The sequence below is a fragment of the Pseudomonas sp. NPDC085632 genome (genome assembly GCF_044541255.1).
Lineage (GTDB): Bacteria > Pseudomonadota > Gammaproteobacteria > Pseudomonadales > Pseudomonadaceae > Aquipseudomonas.
In genome coordinates this window covers 1-14,550 of the sequence record NZ_JBITSX010000030.1, presented here as the reverse complement: position 1 = coordinate 14,550, position 14,550 = coordinate 1, and the positions used below count along the sequence as shown (strand labels likewise).

The 14,550-nt window shown below is 58.8% G+C and carries 12 protein-coding genes and 1 pseudogene; 3 read left to right on the top strand and 10 right to left on the bottom strand.

What is annotated here, in order from left to right:
* Positions 1–14: 14 nt before the first annotated feature.
* The 3 genes from ACIF4X_RS18675 to ccoG form a co-directional block, all read right to left on the bottom strand.
* Positions 15–2,465 carry a heavy metal translocating P-type ATPase gene (locus tag ACIF4X_RS18675; protein WP_397483257.1) on the bottom strand — a complete coding sequence of 817 codons (2,451 nt, stop codon included), beginning with the start codon at positions 2,463–2,465 and terminating at the stop codon, positions 15–17.
* Positions 2,466–2,678: 213 nt separating this feature from the next.
* A complete protein-coding gene (locus tag ACIF4X_RS18670; RefSeq protein WP_397483256.1) occupies positions 2,679–3,218 on the bottom strand; it encodes a FixH family protein in 540 nt (179 codons plus the stop codon).
* Between the two features lie 11 nt (positions 3,219–3,229).
* Positions 3,230–4,645 (bottom strand): cytochrome c oxidase accessory protein CcoG, encoded by a 1,416-nt coding sequence (gene ccoG, locus ACIF4X_RS18665; RefSeq protein WP_397483255.1) that lies wholly within the window; start codon positions 4,643–4,645, stop codon positions 3,230–3,232.
* Positions 4,646–5,146: 501 nt separating this feature from the next.
* On the opposite strand from ccoG, the gene ACIF4X_RS18660 reads away from it, so the two are divergent.
* Entirely contained in the window at positions 5,147–6,151 is a 1,005-nt protein-coding gene (locus tag ACIF4X_RS18660; protein WP_397483254.1) for a metallophosphoesterase family protein, read from the top strand.
* A gap of 40 nt (positions 6,152–6,191) precedes the next feature.
* Here ACIF4X_RS18660 and ACIF4X_RS18655 read toward each other — a convergent pair whose 3' ends face one another.
* From ACIF4X_RS18655 to ccoN, 6 genes and pseudogenes are all read right to left on the bottom strand, one after another.
* On the bottom strand, positions 6,192–6,611 hold the full coding sequence (locus tag ACIF4X_RS18655) for a type II toxin-antitoxin system VapC family toxin (protein WP_397483253.1): 420 nt from the start codon (positions 6,609–6,611) through the stop codon (positions 6,192–6,194).
* On the bottom strand, positions 6,611–6,865 hold the full coding sequence (locus ACIF4X_RS18650; protein WP_191630901.1) for a type II toxin-antitoxin system Phd/YefM family antitoxin: 255 nt from the start codon (positions 6,863–6,865) through the stop codon (positions 6,611–6,613). The genes ACIF4X_RS18655 and ACIF4X_RS18650 overlap by 1 nt, the downstream gene beginning before the upstream one ends.
* A 520-nt stretch (positions 6,866–7,385) precedes the next feature.
* Positions 7,386–8,369 (bottom strand): cytochrome-c oxidase, cbb3-type subunit III, encoded by a 984-nt coding sequence (gene ccoP, locus ACIF4X_RS18645; RefSeq protein ID WP_122607305.1) that lies wholly within the window; start codon positions 8,367–8,369, stop codon positions 7,386–7,388.
* Positions 8,366–8,551 carry a CcoQ/FixQ family Cbb3-type cytochrome c oxidase assembly chaperone gene (locus ACIF4X_RS18640; RefSeq protein WP_003175465.1) on the bottom strand — a complete coding sequence of 62 codons (186 nt, stop codon included), beginning with the start codon at positions 8,549–8,551 and terminating at the stop codon, positions 8,366–8,368. The genes ccoP and ACIF4X_RS18640 overlap by 4 nt, the downstream gene beginning before the upstream one ends.
* Positions 8,552–8,556: 5 nt before the next feature.
* Positions 8,557–9,165, bottom strand: coding sequence for a cytochrome-c oxidase, cbb3-type subunit II (ccoO, locus tag ACIF4X_RS18635; RefSeq protein ID WP_397483252.1), 609 nt, complete (start codon positions 9,163–9,165; stop codon positions 8,557–8,559).
* Between the two features lie 10 nt (positions 9,166–9,175).
* Positions 9,176–10,600: pseudogene (gene ccoN, locus ACIF4X_RS18630) on the bottom strand (cytochrome-c oxidase, cbb3-type subunit I).
* Positions 10,601–10,695: 95 nt separating this feature from the next.
* Here ccoN and ACIF4X_RS18625 point away from each other — a divergent pair.
* Together ACIF4X_RS18625 and ACIF4X_RS18620 are read left to right on the top strand one after the other, a co-directional pair.
* The gene (locus tag ACIF4X_RS18625) at positions 10,696–11,385 is read left to right on the top strand and encodes an alpha/beta family hydrolase (protein WP_397483251.1); all 690 of its coding nucleotides are present in this window, start codon (positions 10,696–10,698) and stop codon (positions 11,383–11,385) included.
* A gap of 1,155 nt (positions 11,386–12,540) precedes the next feature.
* Positions 12,541–12,906: a DUF6124 family protein gene (locus ACIF4X_RS18620; RefSeq protein WP_397483250.1), complete on the top strand. Its 366-nt coding sequence runs from the start codon at positions 12,541–12,543 to the stop codon at positions 12,904–12,906.
* 204 nt (positions 12,907–13,110) lie between these two features.
* Here ACIF4X_RS18620 and ACIF4X_RS18615 read toward each other — a convergent pair whose 3' ends face one another.
* A complete protein-coding gene (locus ACIF4X_RS18615; RefSeq protein WP_397483283.1) occupies positions 13,111–14,514 on the bottom strand; it encodes a PAS domain-containing methyl-accepting chemotaxis protein in 1,404 nt (467 codons plus the stop codon).
* Between the last annotated feature and the right edge of the window lie 36 nt (positions 14,515–14,550).

The window sequence follows — 14,550 nt, the reverse complement described above, 5'->3', positions numbered from 1 at the left end:
GACGTCCGCGCGGCTCAGGCCGGCAGCGGGCGGGTTTGCGATCGGGTGCTGGCGGGCGGCGGACTCGGCAAACGAGTCAGGCGCAAGGCATTGAGCACCACGGTCAGCGAACTGATCGACATGCCGACGGCAGCCCACACCGGAGTGATCCAGCCGAGGGCGGCGAACGGCAACATGAGGCCATTGTACAGCGCAGCCCACAGCAGGTTCTCGATGATTACCCGACGGGTGCGACGCGCCAACGTGAAAGCCTGGACCAGCGCGTCGAGGCGGTTGGACAGCAGCACGGCGTCGGCGCTGGTTTTCGCCAGATCGGTGGCCGAACCCATGGCCACGCTGATGTCCGCCGCTGCGAGTACCGGCACGTCATTGACGCCGTCGCCGAGCATCAACACTTTGCGACCTTCCTTGTGCAGTTGCTGCAAGACTTGCAGTTTGTCGTCCGGACGCAGACCACCCCGAGCCTCATCAATGCCCAGTTCGGCCGCCACACTGGCGACCATCGGCGAGCTGTCGCCGGACAACAGCAATGTGCGCCAGCCACGTGCCTTGCAAGCGGCGAGCAGCGCGGGGGCGTCATCACGCAAGCGATCGTCGAGGACGAACCACGCCAGTGGCCCTTGAGTGTCGCCGAGCAGCAGCCATTGACCCGCCTCGTCCGGCATCGACGGTGCCGTAGCGCCGCTCAGGGCGCAGACAAATTCCGTCTGGCCAATGCGCAAGCGCTGTCCGCCGACCAACCCCTCGAGGCCAAGCCCCGGCGTGCTGTGGACGTCTTCAGCGGCCAGCGGCGCACGGCCGAAGGCGCGGGCAATCGGGTGCTCCGAACGGTTTTCCAGCGCGGCGGCGAGGCTCAGGCATTGATCGCTGTCCTGCGCGCCGAGTGGGCGAATCGAACGCAGCACCAGTCGGCCTTCGGTGAGGGTGCCAGTCTTGTCGAAGATCACTGTGTCGATCTGATTCAGGCCTTCCAGCACATGGCCACGGGTCAGCAGCAAGCCGAGTTTGTGCAGGGTGCCGGTGGCGGCAGTGAGCGCGGTCGGTGTCGCCAGCGACAGCGCGCACGGGCAGGTGGCGACCAGCATGGCAAGGACGATCCAGAACGCCCGGGATGAATCCAGCTCCCACCAGAGCAAGCCAATGGCGGCTGCGGCGATCAGTGATAACAGCAGGAACCATTGCGCGGCGCGGTCGGCGATTTCCGCCAGTCGCGGTTTTTCCGCCTGGGCGCGGTCGAGCAAGCGAACGATGGCTGACAGGCGCGTGTCTTGGCCCAGTGCTTGAACTTCCACGGTCAGCGCGCCTTCAACGTTGAGCGTGCCGGCGGTGACCGCATCGCCCGGCATGCGCGGTTGCGGCAGGTATTCACCGGTGAGCAGCGATTCGTCGATGCTCGACTGGCCGTCGATGATTTTGCCATCCGCCGGCAGAATCGAGCCGGCCTGCACCAGAATCCGCTCGCCGAGGCGTAGCTCGCTGAGAAGGATGCGTTCGCTCTGGCCGGCGGAATCAAGGCGCAGGCAAGAGGCAGGCAACAGATTGACCAATTGCGCGGTGGCGGCAGCGGTGCGTTCGCGGGCGCGGCGTTCCAGATAGCGACCGGCGAGCAGGAACAACGCAAACATGCCGACCGCATCGAAATACAACTCGCCGACGCCGGTGATCGAGGTCCAGATCCCGGCGATGTAGGCGCTGCCGATCGCCAGTGATACCGAAACATCCATGGTCAGGTGGCGCGTGCGCAGATCGCGCATTGCGCCTTTGAAGAACGGCGCGCAGCTGTAGAACACAATCGGCGTGGTCAGGAACAGCGCGACCCAGCGCAGGATCGTGTGCAGCTCGGGGCTGAGGTCGATATTGAATTCTGGCCAGGTGGCCATGGTCGCCATCATCGCCTGAAACCACAGCAAACCGGCCACGCCGAGCTGGCGCAGGGCGAGGCGGTTTTCGCTGGCCAGTTGTTCGCTGGCGCGGTCGGCCTGATACGGGTGGGCGGCGTAACCGATGTGGCGCAGTTCGGCGAGGATCTGGCTCAGCGGTAATTGCGCATCGGCCCAACTCACGTGCAAGCGGTGGTTGGACAGATTCAGCCGCGCCTCGGCCACGGCGGGCAGTGTGCGTAGGTGTTTCTCGATCAGCCAGCCACACGCTGCGCAACTGATGCCTTCCATCAACAGCGTGGTTTCGGCCAGTTCGCCTTCATGGCGGACGAACGGTTGCTGGACATCGGCGCGGTCGTACAGCGCCAGTTCGTCGGTCAGTTGCACCGGCAATGCGTCAGGGTTGGCGGAAGCTTCGCTGCGGTGTTGGTAGTAGCTTTCCAGACCACCAGCGACGATGGCTTCGGCCACGGCCTGACAGCCCGGGCAGCAGAATTCGCGGGATTGCCCGAGCACGACGGCGGTGAAGCGGCTGCCGGCAGGGACGGGCAGGGCGCAGTGGTAGCAGGGGATTGGGGTGGTCATGGCATCGTCGAGGGGGTAAACCCTTGCATTGGAGTTGTCCGCTTGCCCTCACCCCAGCCCTCTCCCGGGGGGAGAGGGCGCCGATCGGCGCGAGCCGGAAGGACAGATTCAGTCGCTGACATCGTCACTGTCATACACAAAGCGTGCAAGCGCTCGAGATCAGTCCCCTCTCCCTCCGGGAGAGGGTTAGGGTGAGGGGCTTCTGATCTTGGCTCACTTCTTCAAGTCTTCAGCACCTTGTAGCGGCTCATCACCGAGCAGCAGATCCTTGTCATGGCTCACCAGTTCTTCTTCGAACATGCGCCACACATGGTCATCCTGACTGCCGAGCAACTCGACAAACCGACGACCCTCAACCTTGTCACCCAACTGACCGATGTAACGCCCGGTTTCGGTCTCACTGCGGGTCAGGATAATCTTGCGATCCTTCTCCGGCTGCGTCGGCGAGATCAGGTTCAGTTCCAGCGTCTTCGGTTGACTGTCCCCGCTCAGGCGCAGATCGACTTCACCGGTCAAGTCATCCAGATGCACAGCCGCGCGCATCTTCAGATTCTGCGCCAACAATTCACGGTCGAGCGAACGGTTGATGCCTTTGCCAGCCTCGTAATAGTTGTCGTTGACGAGGTTGTCCGGGTTGTTCACCGCGATGGTCACCATGGACAGCGTCAGGGTCACCGAACAGGCCAGAATCCCGATGATGATCCATGGCCAGAGGTGCTTGTACCAGGGACTTGCGGCGTTTGCTGCGGGCATGTTCAGTTCTCTCAACGGATTTGTGGGCCGATGAATCGGCTCTTGGCTTCAACGTGGACGCTGTCATCATCGGCATCCTTGAGGATGAACTTCACCTCGTTGGTGCTCGACGGCAGTTGTTCCGGGGCGCTCGACAACTCGACCGGCATGCTGACGATGTCGCCGGCCGCGACCTTGATCTCGCGCTTGCCTTGCAGGCGCAGGTCGGGCAAACCGGCGGCTTCCAGCACGTAGGTGTGGTCGCGCTGGTCCTTGTTCATGATCTTCAGGCTGTAGACGTTTTCGATCCGGCCTTCGGCATTCTCGCGGTACAGCACGCGGTCCTTGCTGACGTCGAAACCGACCAGCGAGCGCATGAAGAACGCGGTGACCAACAGACTGATCATCGCCAGCAACACCACGGCATAGCCGATCAGGCGCGGGCGCAGTTTATGGGTTTTCTGCCCCGACAGGTTGTGTTCGGTGGTGTAGCTGATCAAGCCGCGCGGGTAGTCCATTTTGTCCATGATGCTGTCGCAGGCATCGATACACGCGGCGCAGCCGATGCACTCGATTTGCAGGCCATCGCGGATGTCGATACCGGTCGGGCAGACCTGCACGCACATGGTGCAGTCGATGCAGTCACCGAGGCCTTGGGCCTTGTAATCGACGCCTTTCTTGCGCGGGCCTCGGCTTTCACCGCGACGCGGGTCGTAAGAGACGATCAGCGTGTCCTTGTCGAACATCACGCTCTGGAAGCGCGCATACGGACACATGTAAATGCACACTTGCTCGCGCAGCCAACCGGCGTTGCCGTAGGTGGCGAGGGTGAAGAAACCGACCCAGAAATACGACCAGCCATCGGCCTGGCCGGTGAAGAACTCGAAGACCAGTTCGCGGATCGGCGAGAAGTAGCCGACGAAGGTCATGCCGGTGACAAAACCGATCAGCAGCCACATCGAGTGTTTGGCGGCCTTGCGCAGCAACTTGTTGGCACTCATCGGCGCCTTGTCGAGCTTGATGCGCTGGTTGCGGTCGCCCTCGGTGACCTTTTCGCACCACATGAAAATCCATGTCCACACGCTTTGCGGACAGGTGTAGCCGCACCAGACGCGGCCGGCGTAAACCGTGATGAAGAACAGGCCGAAGGCGGCAATGATCAGCAGGCCCGAAAGCAGAATGAAATCCTGCGGCCAGAAGGTGGCGCCGAAAATGAAGAACTTGCGCTCCGGCAGGTTCCACCACACGGCCTGATGGCCGCCCCAGTTAAGCCACACCGTACCGAAATACAGCAGGAACAAGGCCGCGCCGCCCATCATCCGCAGATTGCGGAACAGGCCGGTGAACGCGCGGGTGTAGATTTTTTCTCGAGAGGCGTAAAGGTCAACGCTGTTGTTCGCGTTTTTGCTCGGTGGTGTGACGTCGTGTACCGGAATCTGATTGCTCATCATTGCATCCCACGGCAGTGGAAAAATGCCTCGGTCGATACGTGCCAACCAAGGTCAAAAAGGGGCGAAGCAGTGGCGCAATGATACGCCTGTCGCTCTGGCTCAAGGGTGCGACCTTTGGTCGCGTTGGGTAAAAAACCTGAATGGTGTAGCGAATGCAGCAAAGCCTGATGCAGGTCAATTGACTTGTTGAGTATGGACGGTTTTGCCGTGCCGGCTAATCCATTGCGTCAGGGAATGGTCGTTTCGAAGCCATTGCCTTCGCACGCTCAAGAAATGTCGAGGGCACGCACGGTGCGATCTTCAGGCTTCAACTGCACCAGTTGCTGATGAATGTTTTAAAACTTAACTTCACACAGGTGTAGCAGGTTTACTGCGACTGAAATATATCTACTTGATTGTTCTTGGTTTGCGCTTTGAAGTTTTCTGTTTTTTCGAATAGCTTCTGTTTTCGCGAAATGTACTCGCGTGCAACTGATTAATTTAAATGGAATTTAAAGTATGGCTTTTAATAAGTTTGCAAACGTTTTACTGAGTGTTTGTTTATGGGCTTCGGTCGCCTCCGCTCAGGCTGTAACGGGAATGCCGAAACACATGGTTTTTGCGTCAGATACTCAATACCCCTGGACAGACAAGACAGATAACCGGGAAGCCGAATCCGCCGTGGAATTCGATGCTCGCTCCAAGTGGCTGGTTGATACTCAGCTTGCGAGTATTGCCGATTTCAGGAAGCAGCATGGCGCGCAAGCCCAGGTGCCACTGATGATCAATGGCGATATAACCGCCTTTGGTCATGGCTGGCAGCGCTCGTTCATGAAGGACTTACTGACTAAACACTTCAAGGGTGATTATTTGTACGGCCTGGGCAATCACGATTATGAAAACAATGTTGATGACTGTTTTAGTAATAGCTGTGCGGCGGGAAGTATCGTCGAGTTCAAAGAGCATCATGAAGGCAAAGTCGACAGTTTTGACCTGAGAGTCACCAGTGGATTTTTGAGCAAGACGTATTCGGGGAGCCTCGCCTATTCAAAGACCATTGGCGAAGTTCACATGGTTCAGCTCAATAACGAGCCGACGTATACGACTCGCATTGCTCATCCACTGAACCCGACAACGTTTGAAATCAATGATGCGCTGGACTGGCTTGAGACGGACCTCAGACTGGCGCGAGCCTCGGGGTACGCCATCATCATCAATATGCATAAGCCGTTGGAGTACAAGGGTACCCAGGAACAACGGAAGCGCTTTCGCGACATGATCAACAAATATCAAGTGACGGCGATCTTTGCTGGCCATTTGCATCAGGATGGAGGCGATTCCTATTGGGAGGGCCGCGTGCCCATGTACCTGAGTGGCAGTACGTCTCAGCAAACCTATCTGGTTACCAGTTTTACCGAAGATCGCAAGCAGTTGCAGATCTATCTGGTGAAGAACAATCAATGGCGCAATCGAACATTGATTGATACCACGCCGGTGCATTCAATCTTTGCCCAACGCCCATGAAAAAAAATCCCCGCCAGTGATCTGGCGGGGCTTTTTACGATCAGTGATTGGCGGCGATCCATGGGTTGATCAAATGAACGCCGCTGAGTTGAAAATCCGCAACGTTACGGGTGACCAGGGTCAGCCCGTGTACAAGTGCGGTGGCGGCGATCAAGGCGTCGCATTCATTGCTGCGATCAGGCACATGCAGTTGTGCGCATCGGGTAGCGACGAAGGTATCGACCGAGAGGATTCTTCCCGAGAATGCGGGTTTGACGTGACGCTCAAGCCAGTTGCGCAGCATCCCTCCTTGTGGCGGGTCGCGGCGTTCGATGCGCAGAATGCCGGTTTCCAGCTCCAGCAGGGTGATGGCCGATAAATACAGGCTGGCCGGGGCGATGCTGTTTGCCCAACTCACCACTTGCTTGTCAGCCTGGGGTTTTCGCAACTCGGAAACGACATTGGTATCGAGTAGAAACATCAAGACAGGTCCACGCTGCGAGGGGTGATGACGGCGCGCTCAGGTTCGAATTCGATGTCAGGCGCATTCGGCATAACCAGCAGATCGACGATGCTGGTCTGGCTACCGGTCAGTTTCTGGTACTCCTCAATGCTCAGTAGTACATGGGCAGGCTTGCCACGATCAGTAATGATGACCGGACCCTGATGTGCGGCTTTTTTGGCAGCACTGGTGTCCTGATTGAATTCGCGGCTGGAAATGGTCGTGATGGCCATCATTTTCGGCCTCCAGTGATTCGGGTGTAGAAACGTTACTACCTTGGGGTTTGCGCGGCAATCGAAAAGGTGGATTGCGGACGATCGGTTTATCACTGTCATAACGGCACCGGCGAAAGCGCCCATGCCATAGGGCAGGGGCGCAAGATATCGGGTAAATGTTCGCTGTGTTTTGCTGCCCTGTCTGTCAGGGCAATCGGCCGCCGCCGAGGCCGTCAAGGCCGCTACCGTTACCGGTTTGTGTTGATGTAGAACGTTTGGGTTGTACAGGCGTTTGTGCGGGTTTTGCTCCATCGTCGTGATGGGGCTGAGGCTGATTGGGCTGTGTGTCTTCGTCATTTTTTGACATGTGGGCTTCATCCTTGAAGGTTGGCCCGATGCTGCTCATCGGGGTGGGAAAAACCTACAGGGCGTCGCTGCTCAGGTCTATTGAGCAAACGTTTCAAGTCATGAATGTGAACATGAAAAAAGGCCCCGCCAATTCTCATTGGCGGGGCCTTTTTTGTTTCAAGCGTTGGCCTTATTCGGCGTTCGCTTCCGGTGCTTTTTCCCCGTGGGACAGGCTGTAAACATACGCCGCCAGCAGGTGAACCTTGTCGTTGCCCTGCAGTTGTTCCTGCGCAGGCATCTGGCCCTGACGGCCGTAACGAATGGTCTGCTGCAGTTGCGCGAAGCTCGAACCGTAGATGAAAGCACCCGGGTGGGTCAGGTCCGGCGCGCCCATGGCGGGTGTGCCTTTGCCCGCCGGACCGTGGCACGCCACGCAGTTGGCGGCGAACAGTTTGCCGCCGTTGGCTGGGTCAGCCTTGGTGCCTTCCGGCAGTTTACGGCCATCCAGGTTGGTCACGACAAAGGCTGCCACGTCGGCAACGCCTTGCTCGCCAATCACTTCAGCCCAGGCCGGCATCACCGCGTGGCGACCGCCCATGATGGTGGTCTTGATGGTTTCCGGCTCGCCGCCCCAGCGCCAGTCGGCGTCGGTCAGGTTAGGGAAACCGTAAGCGCCCTTGGCGTCGGAACCGTGGCACACCGAGCAGTTGGAGGCGAACAGACGGCCACCCATTTTCAGTGCTTGCGGATCCTTGGCGACTTCTTCGATTGGCATGGCAGCGAACTTGGCGAAGATCGGACCGAACCTGGCGTCCGAGCGGGCCATTTCCTTTTCCCACTCGTGCACGCCGGTCCAGCCGGTCTGGCCGTTGGCGAACGCGGTCTGCTTGTCGTTATCGAGGTAGTTGTAGCCCGGCAGCAGGCCTTTCCAGTTGCCCAGACCCGGGTACAGCACCAGGTAACCCAGGGCAAAAATGATGGTGCCGACGAACAGCATGAACCACCATTTCGGCAGTGGGTTGTCGTACTCCTCGATCCCGTCGAAGGAGTGCCCGACCGTCTCGTCCGTCTGTTCGCTGCGCTGGCCCTTGCGGGTCGACAGCAGCAGCCAGGTCAGGGAAAAGATCGTACCGAGACTGAGGACTGTGACGTACAGACTCCAGAATGTAGTCATTCTTTGTTACTCCTAGAAGCTTGCTCGACGTGCTTGATGGCTTCGGGATCATCCGCAAAAGGCAACAAGGTCGCGTCTTCAAACTCCGACTTGCGCTTGGGGCTGAACACCCACAACGCCAGACCGATGAAGGCCACCATCACAACAACGGTGCCCAGGCCACGAATCATCCCGATATCCATCTAATTCACCGTTTGCTTTTGATGATGGTGCCCAGGCCTTGCAGATAGGCCACCAGCGCGTCCATTTCGGTTTTGCCCTTCACGGCATCTTTTGCACCGGCAATGTCTTCGTCGGTGTAAGGGACGCCGAGCGTGCGCAACACTTCCATTTTCTTGGCGGTGTCTTTGCCGTCGAGCTTGTTTTCCACGAGGAACGGGTAAGCCGGCATTTTCGACTCAGGCACCACGTTGCGCGGGTTGTACAAGTGCGCACGGTGCCAGTCATCGGAGTAACGAGCGCCGACACGGGCCAGATCCGGACCGGTACGTTTGGAACCCCACAGGAACGGGTGATCCCAGACGCTTTCACCGGCGACCGAGTAGTGGCCGTAGCGTTCGGTTTCGGCGCGGAACGGCCGGATCATCTGCGAGTGGCAACCGACACAGCCTTCGCGGATGTAGATGTCGCGGCCTTCCAGTTGCAGCGCGGTGTAGGGCTTCATGCCTTCGACCGGTTTGTTGGTGACGTCCTGGAAGAACAGCGGGACGATCTGGGTCAGGCCGCCGATGCTCACGGCAAACACCATGAGCAACATCAACAGGCCGACGTTCTTTTCAATCGTTTCGTGTTTCATGGCGGACTCCTCAGGCCATCTGCGCGGCAGCGACGACATCAGCAGGCTGCGAGGCCCGCACGGTGCGCCAGGTGTTGTAAGCCATCAGGAACATGCCGCTGAGGAAGATCGCCCCACCAATCAGCCGCACGACGAAGCCTGGGTGGCTGGCCACCAGGGTTTCGACGAAGGAGTAGGTCAGCGTGCCGTCCTCGTTGACTGCGCGCCACATCAGGCCCTGAGCGATGCCGTTGACCCACATCGAGGCGATGTAGAGCACGGTGCCGATGGTCGCGAGCCAGAAGTGCGCATTGATCAAACCGACGCTGTGCATCTGCGCCTTGCCGAAGATTTTCGGGATCATGTGGTACAGCGCGCCGATCGAAATCATCGCCACCCAACCGAGAGCGCCGGCGTGTACGTGGCCGATGGTCCAGTCGGTGTAGTGGGAGAGGGCGTTCACGGTTTTGATGGCCATCATCGGACCTTCGAAGGTCGACATGCCGTAGAACGCCAGCGAGACCACGAGGAAACGCAGGATCGGGTCGCTGCGCAACTTATGCCAGGCGCCCGAGAGGGTCATCATGCCGTTGATCATGCCGCCCCAGCTCGGTGCCAGCAGAATCAGCGACATCACCATGCCCAGCGACTGCGCCCAGTCCGGCAGCGCGGTGTAGTGCAAGTGGTGCGGGCCGGCCCAGATGTACAGGGTGATCAAGGCCCAGAAGTGCACGATCGACAGGCGATACGAGTACACCGGACGTTCTGCCTGTTTCGGCACGAAGTAGTACATCATCCCGAGGAAACCGGCGGTGAGGAAAAAGCCTACGGCGTTGTGGCCGTACAACCGTTGCACCATCTCGTCGGTTGCAACGGCGTACACCGAGTAGGACTTGGTGAAAATCAACGGCAACTAAAGGTTGTTGACGATGTGCAGAATCGCCACGGTGATGATGAACGCGCCGAAAAACCAGTTGCCCACATAAATGTGTTTGGTTTTGCGCTGCATGATCGTGCCGAAGAACACGATGGCGTAGGCGACCCAGACGATGGTGATCAGGATGTCGATCGGCCATTCCAGCTCGGCGTATTCCTTGGAGCTGGTGTAACCCAGTGGCAGGCTGATGGCTGCCAATAGAATTACAAGCTGCCAGCCCCAAAAGCAGAACGCGGCGATTTTTGGTGCAAACAACTGGGTCTGGCAGGTGCGTTGCACCGAGTAGAACGAACTGGCGAACAGCGCACAGCCACCGAACGCGAAGATCACCGCGTTGGTGTGCAGCGGGCGCAGACGGCCGAAACTGGTCCAGGGCAAATTGAAGTTGAGTTCGGGCCAGACCAATTGGGCCGCGAGAAAAACCCCGAGCCCCATGCCGACGATGCCCCACACCACCGTCATAATGGCGAATTGGCGGACCACCTTGTAGTTGTAGGCGGTACTGATAGAAGTGTTCATGGTTCCCCATCCACGGTTCAGCCGAAGTGAGCGCGCGCAAAAGACGCGGCGAATCCTTCGTCTGGAGTTATAGGCAGACTAAAAGCGAGGCAAGCATGGACAAACAGCACAAGGCCAGTATTGACGGGGATCAATGGGCGCAGTGCGTGCGTGATCATGGATGGCTCTGGAACGCCGCCAGTGGTGAGGCTACGGCGACGTTGATCCTCGCCCACGGTGCTGGTGCGCCGATGGACAGTGACTGGATGAACGATATGGCTCGGCGCCTTGCTGCACTGGGTGTGAACGTGTTGCGGTTTGAGTTTGCGTATATGGCGCAGCGGCGGGTGGATGGGGTGAAGCGGCCGCCGAATCCTGCGGGGAAATTGCAGGAGTGTTGGCGTGAGGTGTATGCCGAAGTGCGGCGTCATGTCACTGGGGTTTTGGCCGTTGGCGGGAAGTCTATGGGTGGGCGGATGGCCAGTCTTTTGGCTGACGAATTGGAAGCGGATGCGTTGGTTTGTCTGGGGTATCCGTTTTATGCGGTTGGGAAACCTGAGAAACCGCGGGTTGAGCATTTGGCTTCTTTGCAGACGCGGACGTTGATTGTGCAAGGCGAGCGGGATGCGCTGGGCAATCGGGAGGCGGTCGAGGCTTACACCTTGTCACCGAGTATTGAGGTGGCGTGGCTCGCGGCCGGGGATCATGACCTGAAGCCTTTGAAGGTTTCCGGGTTTACCCATGAACAGCATTTGGCCAGCGCCGCCGAGCGTGTGAGCGGGTTTCTTCGGGGTAGATCGAGTTGAATTGGATTTTGAACTGCATGGAGATCGGCTCCCTTCCCCCTCGCCCCCTTGGGGGAGAGGGCTGGGGTGAGGGGGGAAATCTTGAACGCGACACATTTTTCGATCTGAGTGCATATCCATTGCTGCGGTAACGGCCACTTAGGGTTTCGCCCTTACGGCGACTCACTTTTTTTACAAACGCCTAAAAAAAGTAAGCAAAAAAACGCTTGCTCCTACGTGCGGCCCGCTCGCTAAAGCTCGGGGTCCCTTCGCTCCGGGATCCATCCGGGCGCATCGCCTACGGTTTGCTTCGCTGCACCTCCTCTCGATGCATTTGGCTGCGCCAAACGGTCGCTGCGCTCCCACCCCCGGATGAATCCCTCCACTCAGCCTTCCGATGTCGCCCGTGGATCAAGATCAAGAGCAGGCGAGCTGACACTCGGCCTATTGAGTGGTGAAGAGCACGGCGTGGCCGGCTTTTGATTTGCGTTGGATTCGCCCCTCACCCCAGCCCTCTCCCGAGGGAGAGGGAGCCGATTGGTGAGCTTTTCAAAATTTGCGTTCAACGCGGTATCGCAAGTCGGCGTACCTTGCCCAAACACCTCGGTCAGTCCCCTCTCCCTCTGGGAGAGGGTTAGGGTGAGGGGCTTTTGATCTGTTTCAGAACCTGAGCTCGACTCGGTATTTCACGTCGGCGTACCTTGCCCAAACACCTCGGTCAGTCCCCTCTCCCTCCGGGAGAGGGCTAGGGTGAGGGGCTATTTCGCTGACACGATAAAAAACTGGAAGCGCTCACTGTCCAGCATTTCCTGTGCGTAAACGTGATTCCGCGAGCGCGTTTAAAGTACACGAACCGTTACGCCATATCGGCTACAACACCTTGCGCCGTTACCTACGCGTACGCCAGAATCCGCCGGCTTACACGACCATAGCGCGGGCTATATCGTTTGCCTGCCACTGCCCATCAGTGGTCGGGTTTAGTAGCCCGTATGGTTTTAGTAAGTGCATAGGTCCCATAAAGTCAGGCGCATCTGCCTGTACTCAATGGTGGCTGTGCTCAGGGCGCTTTCGAGCGCGCCGGTCTTGCTAATTCCTCCGGTCTACTAACCTGCGCACAGCCGCCACCCTTCTTTTAGTAGAGAACGGTCGCGGCCCTTGATCAGGAATTAGATATTTATGTTCAAAGCCACGCCAAACCCTCCGGGCATCGACCCAACCCCTCACGACCCAGCGCTTGAGTCTCAAAAGACAAAAGAAGCAACCGATCGCGCCCTCGACTACTACCTCAGACCCGAAGCACTGGGTGCCCCTCCAAACTCGCCCAGGTTTCGCCCGGTCTATATCGTCGACCCCACGCTGGATGACGAAACCCTGCTGGTCGAGGCGAGCGAGTCGCTTTCATACGCCCATGCCATGGCCGGTAACATCGCCAACTCAATCGGCGGCCCGGAACGCAAACCGCTGCTGGCGCTGCAACAGGTGATCATGCTCAACGAGCTGTTGGTCAATCGACTGCTGGATAAGCTGAAGTTGCCTCAGTAATTTCGCTAGCTGTAATGGCCTCTTCGCGAGCAGGCTCGCTCCCACATTGGAACTGCTCGGGACCACAGTTTTTTGTCCGACGACAATCCCCTGTGGGAGCGAGCCTGCTCGCGAAAGCGGTCTGCCAAAGAACATCTATTTTCAGAAGGCAACAAAAAACCCGGAAGCTCTCGCCATCCGGGTTTTTTGTTATCGCCAGTTCAATCAGCGGTTAAACCGCTCCACCAACGAATATTGCGTATTCGCAGTCTTCGTCAGCTCTTCACTCAACAACGCCGAGTTATGCGCCTGTTCCGACGTCTGATCCGCCAGCTCCGAAATATTGCTGATGTTGCGGCTGATCTCTTCAGCCACCGCACTTTGCTCTTCGGTCGCCGCAGCAATCTGCGTGGTCATGTCGGTGATGTTGGCCACCGCTTCGCTGATTCCGACCAACGCCTGATCCGCTTCCAGCACTCGTGCCACACCTTCTTCGGCCTGGCGATGCCCGGCTTCCATGGTTTGCACGGCGCTCGAAGCCGTCTGCTGCAACTTGGCGATCAGGGCGTGAATCTGCCCGGTTGATTCGCTGGTGCGTTGCGCCAGTTGGCGAACTTCGTCAGCCACCACAGCAAAACCACGACCCATCTCGCCGGCACGTGCCGCTTCAATCGCAGCGTTAAGCGCGAGCAGGTTGGTCTGGTCGGCGATGCCTTTGATCACGTCAACCACGCCGCCGATTTCGTCGCTGTCCTTGGCCAGTTGAGTGACGGTCAAACCGGTTTCCCCGACGACCACGGACAGACGCTGAATGGCTTCGCGGGTTTCCCCGGCGATGTCACGGCCGCGACCGGTCAGGCGATTGGCTTCCTGAGTGGCGTCAGCCGTGCGCTGGACGTGGCTCGCCACTTCCTGAGTGGTCGCGGCCATTTGATTGACGGCGGTGGCGACCTGTTCGGTTTCCACGCGCTGACGTTCCAGACCGCTGGAGCTGTTGTGCGCCAGGGCGTCGGACTGCTTGGCCTGATCGGTCAGGTGTTCGGCGGTGTCCTGCAGACGGGTCAGGCAGGTTTTCAGACGCGCTTCCTGGCTGAGGATCGACATTTCCAGACGCGCCTGGGCGCCACGGCTGTCGGTGTACATCTGTGCAATCAACGGGTCGGAGGTGGTCTGCTCGGCCAGACGCAGCAGGCGCTTGAGCCCGCGTTGCTGCCATTGCAGGCCCATCAGGCCCAGTGGCACCGACAAGCCGGCGGCAAGGGCAAAGCCCCACTGCGAATTCAGGGTCGCGCCGATCACGAAGCTCAGTTGGCTGACCAGAATGAACGGCAGCCAGTCTTGCAGCACCGGCAGCCATTTATCGCTGGAAGGGATCGCCGACTTGCCCTGGTTGATGCGTTGGTAGAGCGCTTCGGCGCGGCGGATCTGTTCGGCGGTGGGTTTGATCCGCACCGACTCGTAACCGACCACCTGATTGCCGTCGAACACCGGTGTGACATAGGCGTTAACCCAGTAATGGTCACCGGTCTTGCAGCGATTCTTGACAATGCCCATCCATGGCAAGCCTTGTTTCAGTGTGCCCCACATGTGCGAAAACACCGCAGCCGGCACGTCGGGGTGACGGACCAGGTTGTGCGCCGCCCATGCCGCCCAGACCTGCGGTCA

Bases quoted from the DNA above. Each gene is read 5' to 3' on its own strand.
- ccoP (WP_122607305.1), bottom strand. From the start codon at position 8,369: ATGACTACATTCTGGAGTCTGTACGTCACAGTCCTCAGTCTCGGTACG.
- ACIF4X_RS18675 (WP_397483257.1), bottom strand. From the start codon at position 2,465: ATGACCACCCCAATCCCCTGCTACCACTGCGCCCTGCCCGTCCCTGCC.
- ccoG (WP_397483255.1), bottom strand. From the start codon at position 4,645: ATGAGCAATCAGATTCCGGTACACGACGTCACACCACCGAGCAAAAAC.
- ACIF4X_RS18670 (WP_397483256.1), bottom strand. From the start codon at position 3,218: ATGCCCGCAGCAAACGCCGCAAGTCCCTGGTACAAGCACCTCTGGCCA.
- ccoO (WP_397483252.1), bottom strand. From the start codon at position 9,165: ATGAAACACGAAACGATTGAAAAGAACGTCGGCCTGTTGATGTTGCTC.
- ACIF4X_RS18620 (WP_397483250.1), top strand. From the start codon at position 12,541: ATGTTCAAAGCCACGCCAAACCCTCCGGGCATCGACCCAACCCCTCAC.
- ACIF4X_RS18640 (WP_003175465.1), bottom strand. From the start codon at position 8,551: ATGGATATCGGGATGATTCGTGGCCTGGGCACCGTTGTTGTGATGGTG.
- ACIF4X_RS18655 (WP_397483253.1), bottom strand. From the start codon at position 6,611: ATGTTTCTACTCGATACCAATGTCGTTTCCGAGTTGCGAAAACCCCAG.
- ACIF4X_RS18625 (WP_397483251.1), top strand. From the start codon at position 10,696: ATGGACAAACAGCACAAGGCCAGTATTGACGGGGATCAATGGGCGCAG.
- ACIF4X_RS18650 (WP_191630901.1), bottom strand. From the start codon at position 6,865: ATGGCCATCACGACCATTTCCAGCCGCGAATTCAATCAGGACACCAGT.
- ACIF4X_RS18660 (WP_397483254.1), top strand. From the start codon at position 5,147: ATGGCTTTTAATAAGTTTGCAAACGTTTTACTGAGTGTTTGTTTATGG.